General features: G+C 54.0%; 16 protein-coding genes. All 16 read left to right on the forward strand.

What is annotated here, in order from left to right:
- Nucleotides 1-146: 146 nt before the first annotated feature.
- The 16 genes from P0111_06365 (at nt 147) to P0111_06440 (ending at nt 17814) form a co-directional block, all read left to right on the forward strand.
- Nucleotides 147-1238 (forward strand): glycosyltransferase, encoded by a 1092-nt coding sequence (locus P0111_06365; protein MDF0643636.1) that lies wholly within the window; start codon nt 147-149, stop codon nt 1236-1238.
- A 40-nt stretch (nt 1239-1278) separates the two neighbouring features.
- Nucleotides 1279-2313, forward strand: a complete 1035-nt coding sequence (locus tag P0111_06370) for a FemAB family PEP-CTERM system-associated protein (protein ID MDF0643637.1) — start codon at nt 1279-1281, stop codon at nt 2311-2313.
- Nucleotides 2310-3560, forward strand: a complete 1251-nt coding sequence (locus tag P0111_06375; protein MDF0643638.1) for a DegT/DnrJ/EryC1/StrS family aminotransferase — start codon at nt 2310-2312, stop codon at nt 3558-3560. Before P0111_06370 ends, P0111_06375 begins: the two co-directional genes overlap by 4 nt.
- The gene (locus P0111_06380) at nt 3557-4705 is read left to right on the forward strand and encodes a glycosyltransferase family 2 protein (protein MDF0643639.1); all 1149 of its coding nucleotides are present in this window, start codon (nt 3557-3559) and stop codon (nt 4703-4705) included. The genes P0111_06375 and P0111_06380 overlap by 4 nt, the downstream gene beginning before the upstream one ends.
- A gap of 106 nt (nt 4706-4811) precedes the next feature.
- Entirely contained in the window at nt 4812-5210 is a 399-nt protein-coding gene (locus P0111_06385) for an SxtJ family membrane protein (GenBank protein MDF0643640.1), read from the forward strand.
- Between the two features lie 39 nt (nt 5211-5249).
- Entirely contained in the window at nt 5250-5402 is a 153-nt protein-coding gene (locus tag P0111_06390) for a DUF5989 family protein (protein ID MDF0643641.1), read from the forward strand.
- Between the two features lie 126 nt (nt 5403-5528).
- The gene (locus P0111_06395) at nt 5529-6578 is read left to right on the forward strand and encodes a polysaccharide deacetylase family protein (protein ID MDF0643642.1); all 1050 of its coding nucleotides are present in this window, start codon (nt 5529-5531) and stop codon (nt 6576-6578) included.
- Between the two features lie 133 nt (nt 6579-6711).
- Nucleotides 6712-7833, forward strand: a complete 1122-nt coding sequence (locus P0111_06400; GenBank protein ID MDF0643643.1) for an ATP-grasp domain-containing protein — start codon at nt 6712-6714, stop codon at nt 7831-7833.
- A gap of 104 nt (nt 7834-7937) precedes the next feature.
- The gene (locus tag P0111_06405) at nt 7938-8471 is read left to right on the forward strand and encodes a low molecular weight phosphotyrosine protein phosphatase (GenBank protein MDF0643644.1); all 534 of its coding nucleotides are present in this window, start codon (nt 7938-7940) and stop codon (nt 8469-8471) included.
- Between the two features lies 1 nt (nt 8472).
- Nucleotides 8473-9552: a methyltransferase domain-containing protein gene (locus P0111_06410; protein MDF0643645.1), complete on the forward strand. Its 1080-nt coding sequence runs from the start codon at nt 8473-8475 to the stop codon at nt 9550-9552.
- Nucleotide 9553: 1 nt separating this feature from the next.
- Nucleotides 9554-10672, forward strand: coding sequence for a glycosyltransferase (locus P0111_06415; GenBank protein ID MDF0643646.1), 1119 nt, complete (start codon nt 9554-9556; stop codon nt 10670-10672).
- A gap of 12 nt (nt 10673-10684) precedes the next feature.
- A complete protein-coding gene (locus P0111_06420) occupies nt 10685-12100 on the forward strand; it encodes an O-antigen ligase family protein (protein MDF0643647.1) in 1416 nt (471 codons plus the stop codon).
- 53 nt (nt 12101-12153) lie between these two features.
- Entirely contained in the window at nt 12154-13227 is a 1074-nt protein-coding gene (locus P0111_06425) for a hypothetical protein (GenBank protein MDF0643648.1), read from the forward strand.
- A complete protein-coding gene (locus tag P0111_06430) occupies nt 13224-14624 on the forward strand; it encodes an MBOAT family protein (protein MDF0643649.1) in 1401 nt (466 codons plus the stop codon). Before P0111_06425 ends, P0111_06430 begins: the two co-directional genes overlap by 4 nt.
- Before the next feature lie 14 nt (nt 14625-14638).
- Entirely contained in the window at nt 14639-15796 is a 1158-nt protein-coding gene (locus P0111_06435; GenBank protein ID MDF0643650.1) for a glycosyltransferase family 4 protein, read from the forward strand.
- Entirely contained in the window at nt 15793-17814 is a 2022-nt protein-coding gene (locus tag P0111_06440) for a Gfo/Idh/MocA family oxidoreductase (protein ID MDF0643651.1), read from the forward strand. The genes P0111_06435 and P0111_06440 overlap by 4 nt, the downstream gene beginning before the upstream one ends.
- Nucleotides 17815-17816: the final 2 nt, after the last annotated feature.

The following is a 17816-nucleotide window of genomic DNA, read 5'->3' on the forward strand; positions in this document are numbered from 1 at the left end:
TCATGAAGATATTGGTGATGACCTCTGATGTTCCTGCTACCTCAAGCATGCCTGGATCTCCAAGGTTGTTTAGCCTCTGTCGGGAACTTGCCGGGCACCATGAGCTATTGTTGGCCTGTCGCTGCTCATCGCGGGAGCGATACCGAATGTTTCTCAACGATCCTACCTCTGCTCGGATCTTCTCGCGTGTCGAGGTCTTGCCGGACCCTCCTCAGCCAACGTGGTGGGGACAGCAATGGCATCGGGCAAATCTGGCGGCTTTTTTCGAGACGCGGTACAGGCAGCCAACCTACTATCGCATGGTGCGGGCAAAGATCGAGGCGCTGTGTGTCGAGGAGAAAGTCGATCTGATTTACGCTGATCTAATTTTCATGACTGAATACGTTGGGGAAGATCGGCCGATTCCTGCGATCGTGGATCTCACGGATTCCATTACGCTTATGGGGGCCCGCGTGTTGCGGTCGGAACGAAGGCTGTCGAAGAAGTTGTCCGCGTGGGTCCATCTGGTACGAGCCAGGCAACTTGAACGCTCTGTCGGAAAAGTTTTCGATCTGGTTGTAATGAATTCCGCCGTTGACGAAGGGGTTATCAAGCAGTTGTCGGCCTCTTCGAACACGCTGACCGTGACGAACGGGGTCGACATGGACTACTTCTCGCCCGGACAGAGTCAAGCGGAGGCGGACAAGCTGGTATTCACCGGTGTGATGGGATATCCACCCAATCAAGACGCGGCACGCTATTTCTCGGAGGAGATCTTCCCTCTAATCAGGGTGAAGCGTCCCAACGCGCAGTTCTGGATCGTCGGAAACGGTCCGTCTGAGGACGTTCGCAACCTGGCGAATCGACCGGGCATTCACGTCACCGGTGAGGTCGCTGACGTACGGCCGTTCGTAAGGTCATCAGCTGTCGTGGTCTGCCCTCTCCGACTGGGCACCGGCGTAAAAAACAAGATTTTGATTGCTATGGCAATGGAAAAGGCCACTGTCGCAACGCCCCTCAGTATTGAAGGATTGGATCTTGTCGATAACCGAGAAGTGGCGCTGGCGAGCGACGCGCAAGCCTTTGCGCATAAGGTCGTGCACCTGCTGGAAAATCCGGTTGAGGCTCAGCGCTTGGGCGCAAACGGATTGGCTCGGGTGCGTGAGCGTCATTCATGGGCTGCCATGGCTCGCTCGCTGGAGACGGCAATCGACTCAGTAATCACTTCTCGCAACGGGCATTCTTATCGGGTGAACTGAACGGCAGTTCTCTCACCGTTCGCTCCCAGACAGGAAATCCATGAACGTTGCCCTTCTGGACACTGCTGCTGATGCCGCACTATGGGATGCGTTTGTGTTGAGTCAGCCGGATGCCTCCGGCTACCATAGCCTGGCCTGGCGAGAGGTCGTGACCCGCGTGTTCGGGCACCGCACCTTTTACTTGATGGCCAAGGACGACCACGATACTGTCCGTGGTGTGCTTCCGCTGGTTCTGACAAGAAGCCCGATGTTCGGAAGTTTTTTGACGTCTCTGGCTTTTTTCAACTATGGGGGTGTCCTAGCGGAGGATCGGAGGGCCACCGAAAAGTTGTTGGCACGGGCCGGTAATCTTGCCCGCGAACTTGGAGCCGGTCACATCGAATTGAGACAGGCGGCACCCTTGGAGACTGATTGGCCGGTAAGTCGTCACAAGGTTTCCATGCGCTTAGCTCTGCCTTCTGACCCGGAGGCTTTGTTCAGGGCCTATCCATCGAAGCTGCGAAGTCAGGTCCGACGAGGCCAGAAGGAGGGAATGGAGGTTCGCATCGGGGGCGGAGAATTACTAAATGACTATTACGCTGTCTTCTCCCGATGTATGAGGGATCTCGGCACCCCTGTATATGAAAAGGGTTTCTTCCGAGCGATCGCAGACGAATTTCCCAAGGAGACACGTCTGTGTGTCGTCTCGCTGCAGGGGAAACCGCTCGCTGCGGGGCTCGTCTATGGGTTCCGTCGAGTGCTGGAAATCCCCTGGGCGGCATCGGACAAGCGATATGGCCGGCTCGCACCGAATATGTTCTTGTATCATACCGTTTTGGAATACGCCTGCCGGGAAGGATTTACGGAGTTTGATTTTGGACGATCGTCCGTAGACAGCGGGACATACCGCTTCAAGCAACAATGGGGAGCTCAACCGCGACCGCTGTATTGGTACTACTGGCTGGGCCAAGATCGGGACATGCCTCGGCTGAATCCCGACAATCCGAAGTTCAAGGCGGCGATCGGTCTGTGGCGGCGGCTCCCGCTCTTCGCAGCCAATCTGATCGGTCCCCATATCGTTAAGTACCTGCCATGAAGCCGCAGCGCACTCTGGCACCCACATCGGCCCCGCTTTCTCTCTCCAATCTCGTCGGCTCCCTCGCCGGACTCGTCAGAGGGCGGGAATACCGTGAATGTTTGATTGAAGAATTGGAAGCCAAGTTTCAGGTCCGAGGCGTGTTCCTGGTTTCATCAGGGAAAGCCGCGCTAGTGGTGATTCTCAAGGCCCTGGCGGCTGGCTCAAGCCGACGGCGGGTGATCATTCCGGCCTATACCTGTTTTTCCGTGCCGTCGGCAATCGTCAAGGCAGGTTTGGAGGTTGTTTTATGTGATGTGAATCCGCGTACGCTGGATTTCGACTTCACAGAGTTGGAGCGGCTCGTGAACGAGAATATTCTCTGCGTCGTGCCGACTCATCTGTTCGGCCTTCCGGCTGACGTACGACGTGTGATGCAACTGTGTAGCATGCGAGGGATCGCTGTCGTCGAGGATGCCGCACAGGCAATGGGTGGTGGGTCCAAAAATGGACTCGTCGGTGCGGAAGGGGACGTGGCGTTTTTCAGTCTCGGTCGTGGAAAGAACCTCACCAGCGGGACAGGTGGAATCATTGTCACAAAGTCACCGACTTTGACTGAAGCGATCCGCACCGAATACTCGAAGCTGGCGGCTCCTTCTTTTGGCGAAGTCCTACGTAATTGGATCGAGTTGATGCTCATGCGGATGTTTATTCGTCCGACCTGGTATTGGTTGCCGGCCGGACTTCCATTTCTTGGCCTCGGAGAAACCAGGTTCCACACTGATTTTCCGGTGTATCGCATGGACGAGGTTCGAGCCCGTCAACTGAAGGGCTGGGAGCGTCGGCTGGCCAAGGCAAATAAGGACCGCGCGGCATGTGCTAGAGGGTTGCTTGCGGGATTGGCTGAGGATCTCAATGACATGCAACCGATCACGCATCCTGAGAGCATCTATCTCAGGTTGCCGGTGCTATTGCGGGACAGGATCGCCAAGCGCGAAGCGTGTGCACGCAGTCAAGAATACGGTGCTGGAGTAAGTTCGAGCTATCCCACGACAATTCAGGACATTCCAGAATTGGCAGGGCGGATCATGGACCGGAAATGTCCGGGGGCGCAAGAAATTGTCGATCGATTGGTGACGCTGCCGACGCACGAATTCGTAACGGAATCGGATCGCCTGAGGATCTGCCGGGCTTTGGAAATTTCAGAGTCTCGGTCCAGAAATACCGGTGCGTGTTCTGTCCCGGTCGATCAATGCAGTTCGCGATGACGATGGACGACGGTATGGAGGCGCTATTCTGGTTATCGGTCGGTTTCATCGGGTATGCCTATGCCGGATACCCGCTGTGTCTTTTTTCCCTCGGTTTGCTCCGCAGCAGACCAGTGAGGAAGTCGGAATGCCGTCCGACTGTCTCGGTCATCATCACCGCCTACAACGAGGAGAAGCGTCTACGCGAGAAGCTAGAGAACACCCTCAAGCTGGAGTATCCACGAGAGAAGCTCGAACTAGCCGTCGCGTCCGATTGCTCCACCGATGCGACCGACGATATTGTGCGCTCATTTGCGTCTGTCGGGGTACGTCTGATTCGCTCCAATATCAAAGCCGGCAAGGAGGCTGCTCAGAAGTTGGCGGTCGAATCCACCACCGGGGACGTCCTGGTGTTTTCCGACACGGCGACCATACTTGAACCAAAGGCCATCATCGAAATCGTCAACAACTTTTCAGATGAGACCGTCGGATGTGTCAGCAGCATGGACCGGTTTATCGATACCGACGGGGTCGTCAGTGGGGAAGGTGTCTATGTCCGCTACGAAATGGTGTTGCGTAGTCTGGAATCCAGAGTCAATACTCTGGTCGGGCTCAGCGGGTCTTTTTTTTCCGCACGACGTGAGGTATGTCGAAACTGGGCGCCGGACCTACAAAGCGATTTCAACACGCTGTTGAACTGCGTTCGGCTCGGGCTTCGGGGTGTCGCCGATCCGGACAGCATCGGGTACTATAGGAACCTTGCGGATCAGAGGAAAGAGTACGAACGGAAGGTGCGAACCGTCGTTCGAGGGATTTCGGTATTTATGCGAAGCTTGTCTTTACTCAACCCAGTCCGGTATCACCTGTTTGCCTGGCAGTTATTGAGTCATAAACTGTGCCGGTGGCTGGTTCCATTTGCCATGATCGGCACGCTGATCTCGAACCTCGTCCTAGCCGCCTCATCACACTTCTATCAGGTTATGTTGCTGGCTCAAGCGATGTTCTACGCGCTGGCCTTTTTCTATTTGCTCACGCAGCAAATGCCGAATATCGGAGTGCTGCGGATTCCGTCGTTCTTCGTCATGGTCAATATTTCGATTCTTGACGCGTGGATACGGTATTTTAGAGGCGAACGCATTGTGTCTTGGAATCCGTCGAAGCGGTGAGGACCGACCGAGACGCGCCTGAACATGAGACGAGCGACACCAGGCTGGCGGGAGGCAGGGATCAGGATCTGTGGGTGGACTAGACATAAAAGATAAGAACATTCAAATGGAGCGCGAAGACATTACCAGAGCAACATTACGACAATTCGGGCTCTTGATGGGTGGGATATTTTTCCTGATCGGGTTGTTCCCCTTTGTGTGGCGGCAGGATCCGGTGCGTGTGTGGGCGGTCGGATTGGGCACGCTTCTGCTCACCACAGGATTGACGGCTCCCGGCCTATTGCGGGGACCGTACCGCGGATGGATGTTCATCGGACACATCCTGGGATGGGTCAATACCCGCATCATCCTGAGTGTTTTGTTTTATGGCATCATCACGCCGATGGGCATGATCATGAAGTTCACCGGCCGGGACCCCATGAGGAGAGGTTTTGATCAGAACGTACCGACGTATCGCGTGACGCGTCAAGCTAGGCCCGCCACTCACATGAAGAACATGTTCTAATTTGATGACGGTAGCGAGCTGATGTTGGGAGGATGACACATGGGAGAGTTTCTTCAGGAATTGTGGGCGTTCATGCGCGAGCGGAAAAAGTTCTGGCTTCTTCCGATAATTTTAGTTCTCGTATTACTGGGGAGTCTCATCGTCCTCACGCAGGGATCGGCCGTTGCGCCTTTCATCTATACATTGTTCTAATCAGATGCGACCTGTCAAGGGACAGGTGTCTCTATTTCAGACACCTGTCCCTTTATTCGAACGGTTTCGTCTCGCACACCCTCAGCTCCCGCTTTGTCCTGAGGCGCACCACATTGAGGAGTTGGCGTGTTAGCCGAGTTCAAGGCAACGACGTGGAAACTGCTGGCGAAGGCCTATTACTATTCTGGACTGGCGCATGTTCGGAATCGCGGGCGGGTGGCCATTGTCACCTATCATCGTGTGGTTCCTTACGACATGGTTCGAGCCGAGCATATTCAGCCGGGAATGTACGTTCGAACCGAGTCCTTCGAGTCGCATGCGGCATATCTTCGCGAGCAGTTTGTCGTGCTGCCGTTCGCAGGCTTGCTCGAACGGTGGCGAACGGACGGGTTGGATTCCAGCAAACGTTACTGTGTGATTACGTTTGACGACGGCTGGCATGACAATTATCGATATGCGTTTCCTGTCCTCAAGAAGTATGGTCTCCCTGCCACGATTTTTCTTGCCACGGATTACATCGGCACATCGCGATGGTTCTGGCCGGATGAACTCGCATACGTGCTGGGACGTGCACGGGAGCAAATGATGGGGGAAGATTTCGACAAAGCCCTGATGAATGTGGTGGCCGAGATGTCGACGCCTGATGGGGCTGCGACGCCGGCCTTGCGGCTGTTGGTTGAATCAGACGTGTCGGCCAATTCCGATCGATTGATCGAGAAGTGTAAGAATCTTCCTCCGAAGACTATTGCGGAATTCGTCCGCCAGTTAGGTCAGGCGCTGGGTGTCAGGCTGCCGAACGTTCGTGTACTATTGGATTGGAATGAAGTGAAGGAAATGGCGAAGCACAATATTACGTTCGGAGCACATTCTCGTTCCCACCAGATTCTGACCAACATTCCGCTTGTAGAAGTCGAGGATGAATTGATCGAGTCCCGGGAGGCGTTGGTGCGGCACGACCTGGCACCAGTCCCTGTTTTTTGCTATCCGAACGGCAATTTCGATCGGGAGATTCAGAGCCTGACAAAGGCTGCCGGTTATCTTGGCGCCGTTGGCTGCGAGGTTGGGCTGGAAACCGGGCGCCCGCATGATACCTTTGCGCTCAAGCGCATCAGTGTGCATGAGGATGCTGCTGCGTCGGATCCGCTGTTTGCGCTGACTTTGTCCGGGCTGAGATGAGGCGAGTAGCCTGACTATGCGGACTGAGATCCGTGGCCCAATACATTCCCAGGGCTGTGTCCTGGTTACGGATGGAGAGCAACGGTCAGCATTGGCTGTGACGAGAGGTCTTGGCCAAGCAGGGATTCCGGTCGTGGTTGGAGCCGAGGCCAACTCATCGCTGGCCGGTGTGTCACGATATTGTGTGAGGCAGTGGCAGTATCCTTCGCCGCTTTCGGATCCTCGGCGTTTCATCTCAAATCTGGCCGAAGCCGTCAGAAAATTGAACATCGCGGTGATCATGCCGGTCACCGATGCGACCATGCAGGCTGTTGCCGGGCACAGAGAGAGCTTAGGACTGTCGAACACTCTCGGACTTCCGTCGGTGGAGAGTTACAACCTGGTCTCCGATAAGTACCACCTCTGTCGATTGGCTGCCGAACAGGGAGTACCCATCCCGTCCACAGTCTTTGTTGAGCGGGGGATTCCACCGGCCGATACGAAAGCGCTCGGCGGCTATCCGCTCATCGTCAAGCCGGGCAGGTCTCTAGTGTTGGTCAACGGACATTGGACCAAAACCAGCGTCCATCAGGTGGACAATCGGGATGAACTTGATCTGTTGTATCGCACCATTCCCTATCTTCGTGAGCCTTCTCTGATTCAGAAACGCATTGAAGGTGAAGGGCAGGGAGTATTTGCGCTATGCAATTCCGGCGATCCGGTCGCGCTCTTTGCGCATCGACGGATTCGAGAAAAGCCTCCTTCGGGAGGCATCAGCGTGCTTCGTGAAAGCATAGACCTCCCAAAGGAAATGACGGATCACGCCGTACGATTGCTCAAGAAAGTTAGATGGGATGGTGTGGCGATGGTAGAGTTTAAGGTCGAACACGGAACCGGTGTTCCGAAGCTAATGGAAATCAACGGCCGATTTTGGGGTTCGCTTCAACTCGCGCTCGACGCAGGGATCAATTTCCCCCATCTGCTCTATCTACTCGTCAAGGGGCTGCCTGTTGCCCTGCCGCATGGGGGCTACCGGGCAGGTGTGAAATCACGATGGCTCTTGGGAGATTTGGACCATTTATTGATGAGGACGCTTAAATCAAGCCAAAGGCTCAAGCTTCCTCCTGGCTATCCATCACGTGTCCGGAATATTTTGGACTTTTTTCGTTTTTTCCAACATGATCTTCATTATGAAATCGAGCGTTGGGATGATCCCGCACCCGCGCGCTATGAACTGCGACAATACCTGACGGCTCTGATCAAAGGCCATGCATGAGTCGTATCACCGCGGCGTGGTTCAGGGAGCACCTACGGAGATACTTCTGCGGTCTGCAGGAGACAGGGCGGCACAGCTATCGACGCCTGAGATTTCTGCGGGAAATGTTCGAAAGGAACGTGCCGAAAAGCTTGCCGTTGTCTGTACGGACTATTCTTGTTGTCTGCACGAGAAATTTATGCCGCAGTCCCCTGGCTGAAGTCTATTTACGAGAGAAAGTCAGGAAGGAAGGGCGCTTGTTAACAATTGTCTCAGCCGGTATCGATACATTCCCGGGAATGCCCGCCCACAAATTGGCGCGGGAAGTCGCCGGCCAACATGGGATCTCGTTGGAAAGCCATGCTGCAAGACCTATCCATCAGAAACTGATCCAACAGGCGGATCTGGTGTTGGTGATGGAAATGACCCAAAAGGAGCGGATCATGAAACTGTATCCGCAGGACCGACAGAAGGTGTTCGTGCTTGGTCGATTCTGCAAGAAAGGCTCGCTCGATATTATCGATCCGCATCGTGGCGGCAGGCAAGACTTCCAGTTGTGTTTTGACCGAATCAAGGAGTCGTGTGACCAGCTGTTGGAAAACCTAGTCAGGGACGACCAATCCGGGAAGGCCGCCGCAAATCTCGATAGAAAGGAATAACATGAATCAAGGCCAATACGCGGCCAAACCGACAACGAGGGATTGGGCGGAGTTTTGCTGTCCGGAATGCATGGGAACGCTGATGAAACTCTCTGATGCCTACAGTTGCCCGTCTTGTGAGCGACGGTACCCGATCCAAGAAGGGATTCCCTGTTTCTCTGAACTCTCGACCTACCATGGTGAGGTACCGAAGGACCTGATGACGACCATTCTCAAGGACTCGGAACGGCTCGGATACAGGAAGGCGTTCGAACAACACATCCAGGATCCATTCATCTACAAGTACGTGGATGACGAGAGTCGTTCGTTATGGATCAACATCATTCCGCATGGTCCGGATTCGACGTTCTTGGACGTCGGTTGCGGATGGGGAACGAATGCGGCTCCGATTTCTCAGGAGGTGGGGACGGTCATTGCCTTGGATGCCACCTTTGAACGTGTCAAGTTCGTCCAGATTCGCTGTCGCCAGGATAAGAAATTCAATGTGGTTCCGATTCTGGGCTCAGCCATCAAGCTACCGCTTCCAGACAACAGTGTAGACATCGTGGCGTTCAACGGAGTTCTCGAATGGCTGGGCGGTATTGACACAACCAGAAATCCCGTCGAACTTCAACAGCAGGCATTGCGGGAGGCCTGGAGGGTCCTCAGGCCTGATGGCTATGTGTATATCGGGATCGAGAATCGGTACAGTTTGCGATACATGTTGGGTGACCAGGACGACCATAGCTTCATGAAATATACGAGCCTGATGCCTCGAGGAGTGGCTAATCTGTACTGCCGCCTGCGGACAGGTGGGGCGTATTTCACCTATACGCATTCGCTGGCAGAATACCACCGGTTCCTGCGCGAAGCGCAGTTTGCGAATGTCCGTTCCTATTTTCCCTGGCCAGACTATCGCAATCCCACCTCCATTGTTTCCTTGGAGAGAGAAGCTGTTGTCAAGCATTTGTCAGCTCTGATGGGTAATGGCGCAGGACTATCCTTCCGGCAACGCGTATATTTGACCCTGCTGAAGCTCCTTACCGTCTGTGAGGGTAGGGGGCGTCTCTGTCACTCATTTTGCTTTGTCGCGCAGAAATAGGATGAAGCAAACAAGCGGCAAGACTATCCTGTTCCTCTCCACGAGTAGCGGACCAGGCGGAGCAGAACGAATGATCAGTAGCCTCGCCGCCTCCCTGGAGGTGCTTGGCTTTCGTGTCCTCGTCGGGCTGTTTCGTCCAGGCTGGCTCAAGGAGCAATGTGAAAGCAAAGGATTGGGCGTCCATGTGTTGCCCATTAGGGGGATGTTCGGTTGGAGGTGGTTTCGAGAATGCTGGAAACTTGTTCGCCGTGAACGTGTAAGTCTTATACATTCCCATGAGTTCAGCGCGATTGTCTATGGATGGATCATTGCTCGACTGGCCGGCCTGCCATTCGTGGGGACCATCCACGGGAAGAATTATTTTTGGGAAAAGCGGCGACGCCGCCTGGCCTACCGAATGGTCGCTCGATTCGGAAAGCTGGCGGCGGTTTCTGAAGACCTCAAAAGATTCGTCATCGACAAAATAGGTCTTGCGGACTCGGCAGTTCAAGTGATCTATAACGGCGTGGAACCAGGCCGACTGGTAACCCAGGAGGAAATGGTTAAGAGTCGAACAGAATTGGGTTTGTTCAGCAAGGGACTTGTCGTCGGAGCGATTGGAAGCCTGTACCCCGTGAAGGGGCATCGGTATCTGCTGGATGCGATGCCGGCCGTTCTCTCTCGATATCCCGACCTCGTACTCTTGCTGGTCGGACGGGGGATCCTGGAAGATCAGCTCAAGGAGCAGGCTAAGGAGTTGGGGATCGAGCGACATGTCCGCTTTTTAGGAATGCGCAACGACATCTCGAAGATTTTGGCTAGTCTGGACGTTTTTGTGTTGCCCTCCCTGTCGGAAGGTCTCTCACTGGCGCTCTTGGAGGCGATGGCGGCCGGACGACCTGCCGTGGCAACTCGGGTGGGAGGAAACGCGGAGTTGGTCGTAGAAGGAGAAACCGGCTTGCTGGTGTCCTCGAATGACCCCAAAGCCTTGACCGACGCCCTATGCAGGTTGTTGGCTAATGGGACTATGCGGGAGACCCTCGGTCGAAATGCCGTCGAGAGAATTCGGCGACGGTTCAGTGCCGGACGGATGGGTGAGAACTACCAGCAGCTCTATACCAGCCTCCTTCGCATCGGGTAGAAGGAATTCCGGATGCATCCTACCGTAGCATTCCAGGGATCGAAGGGGCCCGGAGAGTTCAGCCAGTCGCAGCCGCTTCCCGGCCGCAATCCGAATCTTCAGATAGGCATGCGGCCTCAGGGACAGCCAGAAAGCAAAGCGGGCTTTTACCTCGTCTTGGCAAATCTGATCTTTGAGTTTGGGCGTCCTCAAGATCAGCTTCCGGGCATCAAAGGCATTCCCTTTGGGATGGGGCTTTCAATATTGATTCTCTTAAAAGTGTTGAGGTCAGGAAAGATCAACTTTTCCAGACTTCAAACGAAGCTCTGGATACCGCTCCTTGGCATCATGGCAATTCATGTGCCGATCGCCACAAACAATTTCTGGGCGCTCATGACATTTAAGGATATGGTTCTTCTCTACTGTGTGTATCTCGGCATTGTCACTTTCGTTGATTCTACAGAAAAGATGATGACCCTCATGAAGTTGTGGGTCGGCATTCACGGCTTTCTGGCAGTGATGGGAATAATGAAGGGAGGAAAAGGTATCGGTTCGTGGATGGGAGACGAAAATGACTTCTGCATGGTAATGGACATGGCCGCGCCGTTCGCCTACTTTTTGATGTTCTCCGCAACCGATGTCGTGCAGCGGTTGAAATATCTCGGTGTTCTGGGAACCATTATTCTGGGGGCCATGGCTAGTCTGTCGCGCGGAGGGTTTATGGGACTGGCGGCCGTTGGGGCCTATTGCTGGTATCGCTCTCCCAGGAAAATGAATGCTCTGATTGTATTGGCTGTCGCGGCGGTCTTTATGGTGGTGCTTGCGCCGGAATCCTACTGGGACGAAATAGCTTCTTCAACCAGCGATGAAACGCTTCAGCATGGTACCGGCGCCGAACGGTTTTATACCTGGGGCATTGGGATGGAGATGTTTTACTGGAATCCCATCATCGGGATTGGGCAGAGTAATTTCCCCTGGACTTTTGATATTTACCAGGAAGGGAGGACGTTTAAAGGAAGATCCATAGCCGGCCGGCAGGCGCACTCGGCCTGGGTTACGCTGATTTCAGAGTTAGGACTTGCCGGCATCATCATTATCGGGCTGATGTTCTATCAATGCTACAAAGATCTTAAACTTGTGAGGGTCAATCTCTCACCTGCTGAGTCGGTACGAAAGCACGGACAAATCATGAAAGTTGGTGAAGATGTTCGCGTGTACCTTGCAAGAGCAATGGAAGGAAGTTTGATTGGCTTTATCGTTAGTGGAGTATTCATCTCCATCCTCTGGTATCCGAGTCTGTGGATTATGGTCGCTTTCGTGGTGGCGCTCCGAAATGTTTCGGAAGGAGTCGGCGACGAAACGAGGACGACATTGGTTCGCGGGGTCCCGTTACCAAAGCTCGAAGCGAAGCCATCCTCGCCGAAGTCCTCATTCGGGCGTGCACCCTAATGACCTCACAATAGTCTGGCATTCCGCTTTTCAATCTTTCGCAGAAAACTTCGTTGAAACTGAATTCTCTTAAAATGGTTTTCTGGATCGCTTGCTTCCTGGTCGCTCTGGAATTGGGGCTAGAAGTTCGGGCAAGACATCGTGGCTGGGAAACCCTGATTTTCGGATTTCCGGTCACGAGTGAGAGTGTGCCTGCAGGACAGCAAGGCAATCAGGAATTCGGGCCGACTCCGAGTTTCCCATTTCGGAGTAGGATCGTTCCACAGCAAAAGGTATCTCCTAATCATCGATATTGGATAGCGTCGTCGTCTCATGCGGAAGATATTTATCTTTCTCCCTCGAAGACATTCCCAAATGTTCTCGAACGCCTCTTGAAGGAGAAGGGATCCAATGCAGTGGTACTAAATGCCTCGCGCGCTGGGTTCGATATTCCGGAAAACGTAAATGAGCTGAGGCGGTTTGGCAAACAATGGCAGCCTGATTATGTCATTCTCTATCAGATGTCGTTGTCGATTTCTTCTATCGCCAAACGAACTCTCTCAGGTAGTCGGGTGCAAGGAGCAGCACAACCAAACAATCAACCCAAGGCAGCGGGACCTATAACATGGGCGAATTGGCTAGTTGAGCACACGACGATCTATGCAAACGTCAAGGGACAGATTTCAGCACGAATTGGCGCAAGCCGTGTCCTCGTGAATGATCTGGGGATCAAGGGAGAACAAGAGTATGTGGCGATGCTGCAGACTTTTATCAATACCGTTAGATCCATGGGATCCGTGCCAGTTCTCACGACATTTGCGACGAGTCACACAAGAAAGGATCTTGCAGTAATACCTAATGATATAGCCCTGGGAATGTTCAAGTACAGCAGCTTCTTGTCAGTGGAAGGATGGGTCGTATCAGTTGAACGGCTCAATGCGACTGTTAGGAGGGTTGCATCTGAAGAGGGGGTCATGGTGATCGATCTAGAAGGTCCTGTCGCCGGTCGTCCTGAATTGTTCAAGGACTTTGTGCACTTCTCGCCGGCAGGCCATGAAGCCGTTGCGGAGGTAATAGGAGAGGCGCTTATCAAACGGGAGAATACCGATCCGAAGCCTTCAATCGCGCAGCATGGACCTATTCAATGACCTTTAATTCCTCAGAATTCCTGTTCTTTTTCCCGCTGGTCTTCATGGTCTACATGATTGCCTTTGATCGCGAGCGCTGGAGGGAGATGGCGCTCCTGGTCTCGAGCTACGTGTTCTACATGTCCTGGAATTGGCGGTACGCAGGACTTCTAGCATTGTCCACTGTCGTCGACTATACGGTTGGACGCCTGATTGTAGGAGAGCCGCGGACCAACGTGAGAAGGGCGATCCTAATCGCGAGTCTCTGTTCGAATCTCGGCATGTTGTGTGTATTCAAATATTACAACTTCTTCGTTGAGTTGGCGACGCCGACCATCATCTTTCTTGGATCGGATGTTTCATTTCTTAAGCACGAGTTGTTGCTGCCCGTTGGCATCTCTTTCTATACATTTCAGACGATGAGCTACACCATTGACTTGTATCGAGGAGAGAAGGTCCTTGAGAGAGACTTTCTGAAGTTCGCGGTGTTCGTGGCGTTTTTCCCGCAGTTGGTTGCCGGACCTATCGTCCGTGCGAAGCAATTTCTCCCTCAGCTTCACCGTCTCCCGCTTGTAACGCCGGAACGTGTGCAAGATGGGTTCTTGCTGGTATTCAGAGGATTGTTCAAAAAGATTGTTATTGCCGACCTCTTGGGGCTACTCGCAGTCGATAAGGTATTCGCGAATCCGTCAGCGTTCTCTTCTTGGGATCTTATCATCGCTCTGTATGCGTATGCCTTTCAGATTTACAATGACTTTTCAGGTTACAGTGATATTGCAATCGGGCTCGCTAGAATTCTCGGGTTTGACCTCCCGAAAAATTTTGACAGACCATACCTTTCTCAAAGTGTGAGAGAATTCTGGACGAGATGGCATATAACGCTCTCAACGTGGCTAAGGGACTACCTCTATATAAGTCTTGGAGGTAATCGGGGGACACCATGGCGCACGCGCGTGAATTTGATGATTACGATGTTGCTGGGCGGTCTCTGGCATGGTGCGGCCCTTCATTTCATTGTGTGGGGTGCCTATCACGGATTCTTGTTGATCTTATGGAGAGACAAGGGCGGTGGACCCAGTCTCAGCTGTTGGTGGATTACTGTACGCAAGCAGTTGATTTGTTTTCATTTGATTGTGTTTGGCTGGCTCTTATTCAGAGTTCAAGATCTATCCGAGTTGTTGCGCTATATTGAAAGCGTTTTGAGAAATGGGTGGGGAACTCAGTTTCATGGGATATTTTATGCGATCTTTGGTCTTGCAATTCTGCTTCATATAGTTCCGATCAAGAGGGTCCAGAAAATAGAATCACAATTCTTGAGGCTTCCCGTTCCGGTTCAGGCCAGCGCCTATGCCATGTTATTGGTTCTGTTTTGTGGATTCACTCTGGAATCTCCGGCGTTCATCTATTTTCAATTCTGAACGATAGAAACAGAATGGTTCGTAAGGAAAACGGCATGATCAGAGTCTGCCATGTGGCGGTCGCGGATTTATGGGCCGGAGCAGAGGTGCAGCTCAAGGTCCTACTATCCAAGCTGCGGCGCAGACGAGATCTGAGTCTTGCCGTGATCCTTTTCAATGAGGGCAGACTAGAAAAGGAAATCAACGGTCTCGGTATCCCTGTGAAGGTATTCCCCGAGCATCTGTGGGGACCGCCGAGAATCTTTCGCGAACTGGTCCATGAATTCAGACGATCAAATACCCAGCTCGTGCATACGCACAAGTACAAAGACACGATTCTGGCAGCCACTGCCGCGAAGTTAGCCGGTGTTCGCACTGTCATGCGAACGGTGCATGGTCTCACCGAACCGTTTGTCGGGCTGAATGCCTTAAAGATGTGTCTCTATGAATCCCTTGAACGGCGTGTCCACCGCCATTGCGTCGATGTCCTCATTCCCGTCTCAGAAACAATTGAAGGATACATCAAGAAGCAGAAAGATGGTGGGAGGGTCGTGTGCATTCGAAATGGGATAGACCTCAGGGCTGTGCCAACGCAGGAGGAGAGGCGGCTTATGCGCGCCGAACTCGGCATAGACAATGGAACTAGGCTGATCGGGGCGGTCGGTCGGCTCACGCCTGTAAAAGGATTGAAGTATCTGTTGCGAGCAGCGAAACTGTTCTTGGGCTCGGACCCGAATTGCAAAGTGCTCATCGTGGGAGACGGAAATATTCGCAAGGAACTTGAGGAGGAAGCCCGGGTGTTGGGAATTTCTCAGCGCGTAGTGTTTCTCGGACATCGGGAGGACTGTCAGCAATTGATGTCAGCTCTGGACATCTTTGTGCTTCCATCACTGAGCGAGGGGATTCCTATGGCGCTTCTCGAAGCGATGTCGGCCTCTCGCGCCATCGTGGCCAGCCGCGTCGGAGGAGTTCCTGAAGTCATTGAGGATGGAGTCCACGGTTTCCTGGTCGAGCCGAAGGACGTGGATGCTCTCGCGACAAAATGCGTGCAGCTGGTTAGATCCCCTGAATTAGTCAGGACGATGGGCGAGGCTGCGAGAAAGCAGGTTGAACGTGAGTTCTCAGCGGAGGATATGGCTCATCAGGTTTCACTGCTCTATAGAGAACTTGTCGCAGCGGAGAGCGACGAATGAACATCGGCGAGGAACAGTCATCCATCCGTTCGCTAAGGATCGCCCTCATCGGTGCTGGCCGACACGCTCAGCACCATGTTCGTGCGATTCTCAGATGCTCCGGCGCGGATCTTGTTGCTGTGGCGGATCCCTCCGATGCGGCTCAGGCAGCCATGAAGCAGGTCGCGCCCAGGGCCAAACAGTACAACAGTCCTGAAGACCTTCTTTCAGCTGAACGCCCCGATGTCATCCACATCTGTACGCCCCCGGCTTCCCATGCCTTGTTGGCCTTAGCGGCATTGAAAGCTGGATGCCACGTCTACGTTGAAAAGCCCTTTACCGAACGAGTGGAAGACGCGGAGCTTGTCCTGAAGGAAGCTCACGCCAGGAATCTGCTGGTCTGTGCCGGTCACCAGTTGCTCTACGAGTCGCCAACCAGGGTGCTGAAGCAATATCTGCCGTCGATCGGCTCCGTGGTTCATGTAGAGAGTTATTTCTCCTTCCGTACGACCCGACATGCGCCTGGCGGGGGAAGGGTGCTCCGGGCCGATCATCAAATGCTTGATATCATTCCCCATCCGGTCTACCTCCTGCTGAATGTTCTAGAACAAGCAGCGGAAGGGCGCACCGAGCTTGTATCGCTGGAGTTCAACGACGTAGGAACAGTCCATGCGCTCCTGCGTCGTGGAGGCGTTACCGGAACGTTGGTCGTGACGCTCGAGGGTCGTCCTGTGGAAAGTTATCTGCGGGTGGTCGGGAAGAACGGAGCGCTTTTCGCCGATTATGTTCGAAGCACGACTCAGCGGCACATTGGACCTGGTTCATCCGGCATCGACAAATTATTGGCACCTTACCGGCAGGCGTGGCAGCTGCTGTCGAGCACGACATCGGCGATGGCGCGCCGCGTTCTCAACAGCCAGCGCAATTACCCCGGTCTAGTGGAACTCTTCTCGACTTTTTACAGTTCTATTCGCACCAATAGCTCTGCTCCGCTCTCTGCAGAAAGCCTGCTGGATACCGTGGGGATTTGCCAACAAGTTGCCGATGTTCTGAAGGCCGCCGAGGCCAAGGCTCTGACAGCCGCTGCGCCGAGATCGGTGGATTATCGGGGCGTGCTCGTCACGGGGGGAACAGGTCTGCTGGGGAGAGAAATTGTCCGAGCACTGATCTCACGCGGTCGTGGCGTGCGCGTCGTGGCTCGCCGCGAGCCGTCCCCATGGGAGCGCATCGCCGGGGTGGAATATGTCACGAGGGATATTGCCGCCGGGGCTGATGCATCTCTATTCAAGGGCATCGATACAGTCATCCATGCGGCAGCCGAGACCGCAGGCGGATGGGACGAGCACCAACGTAACTCACTCGATGCCACGATTCACATGGTCAGGGGGACGGCGGCCTCCGGCATCGCGCATTTCATCCATGTGAGCAGCCTCGCCGTGCTGGCTCAAGCGAAGGGGAGACCAATCGGTGACCACCATCCGTTAGAGCCCGATAGCAAGGGATCGGGGCCATATGTATGGGGGAAACTGGAATCGGAACGGCGCGCGGTTGATTTGGGGACTGAACTCGGTCTGTCGGTCAAAGTCATACGTCCGGGGGCGCTGGTGGACTATGACGAGTTCGATCCTCCCGGTCGTCTCGGGAAAAGGCTGGGGAATTGTTTTGTGGCTGTCGGCTCACCACATGACAGGCTTGGAATTGTCGACGTGAGGTTTGCCGGCCGGTTCCTAGCCTGGATGACTGATACTTGGGACAGCGTACCGAGTCCTTTGAATCTGCTTGATCCGGTGCTGCCGACCAAGCGCGAACTTCTGGATCATCTGCGAAAGAATAATCCCGATCTCACAGTCCTCTGGCTCCCGACCGTCCTATTGGTGCCGCTTTCCTGGTGTGTCACACTGCTGCAAAAGATGCTTCGTCCGGGCCAGCCCCCGATCAACGTGGCCAAGGTCTTCAGGGTGCTGCCGTATGACACTTCAGCGGTCACCTTGTTGGCAAAGTACGACGATAATCCCGCGCACAAATCGCTCGGTTCTTAACG

The sequence above is a fragment of the Nitrospira sp. genome, assembly GCA_029194535.1.
Lineage (GTDB): Bacteria > Nitrospirota > Nitrospiria > Nitrospirales > Nitrospiraceae > Nitrospira_C.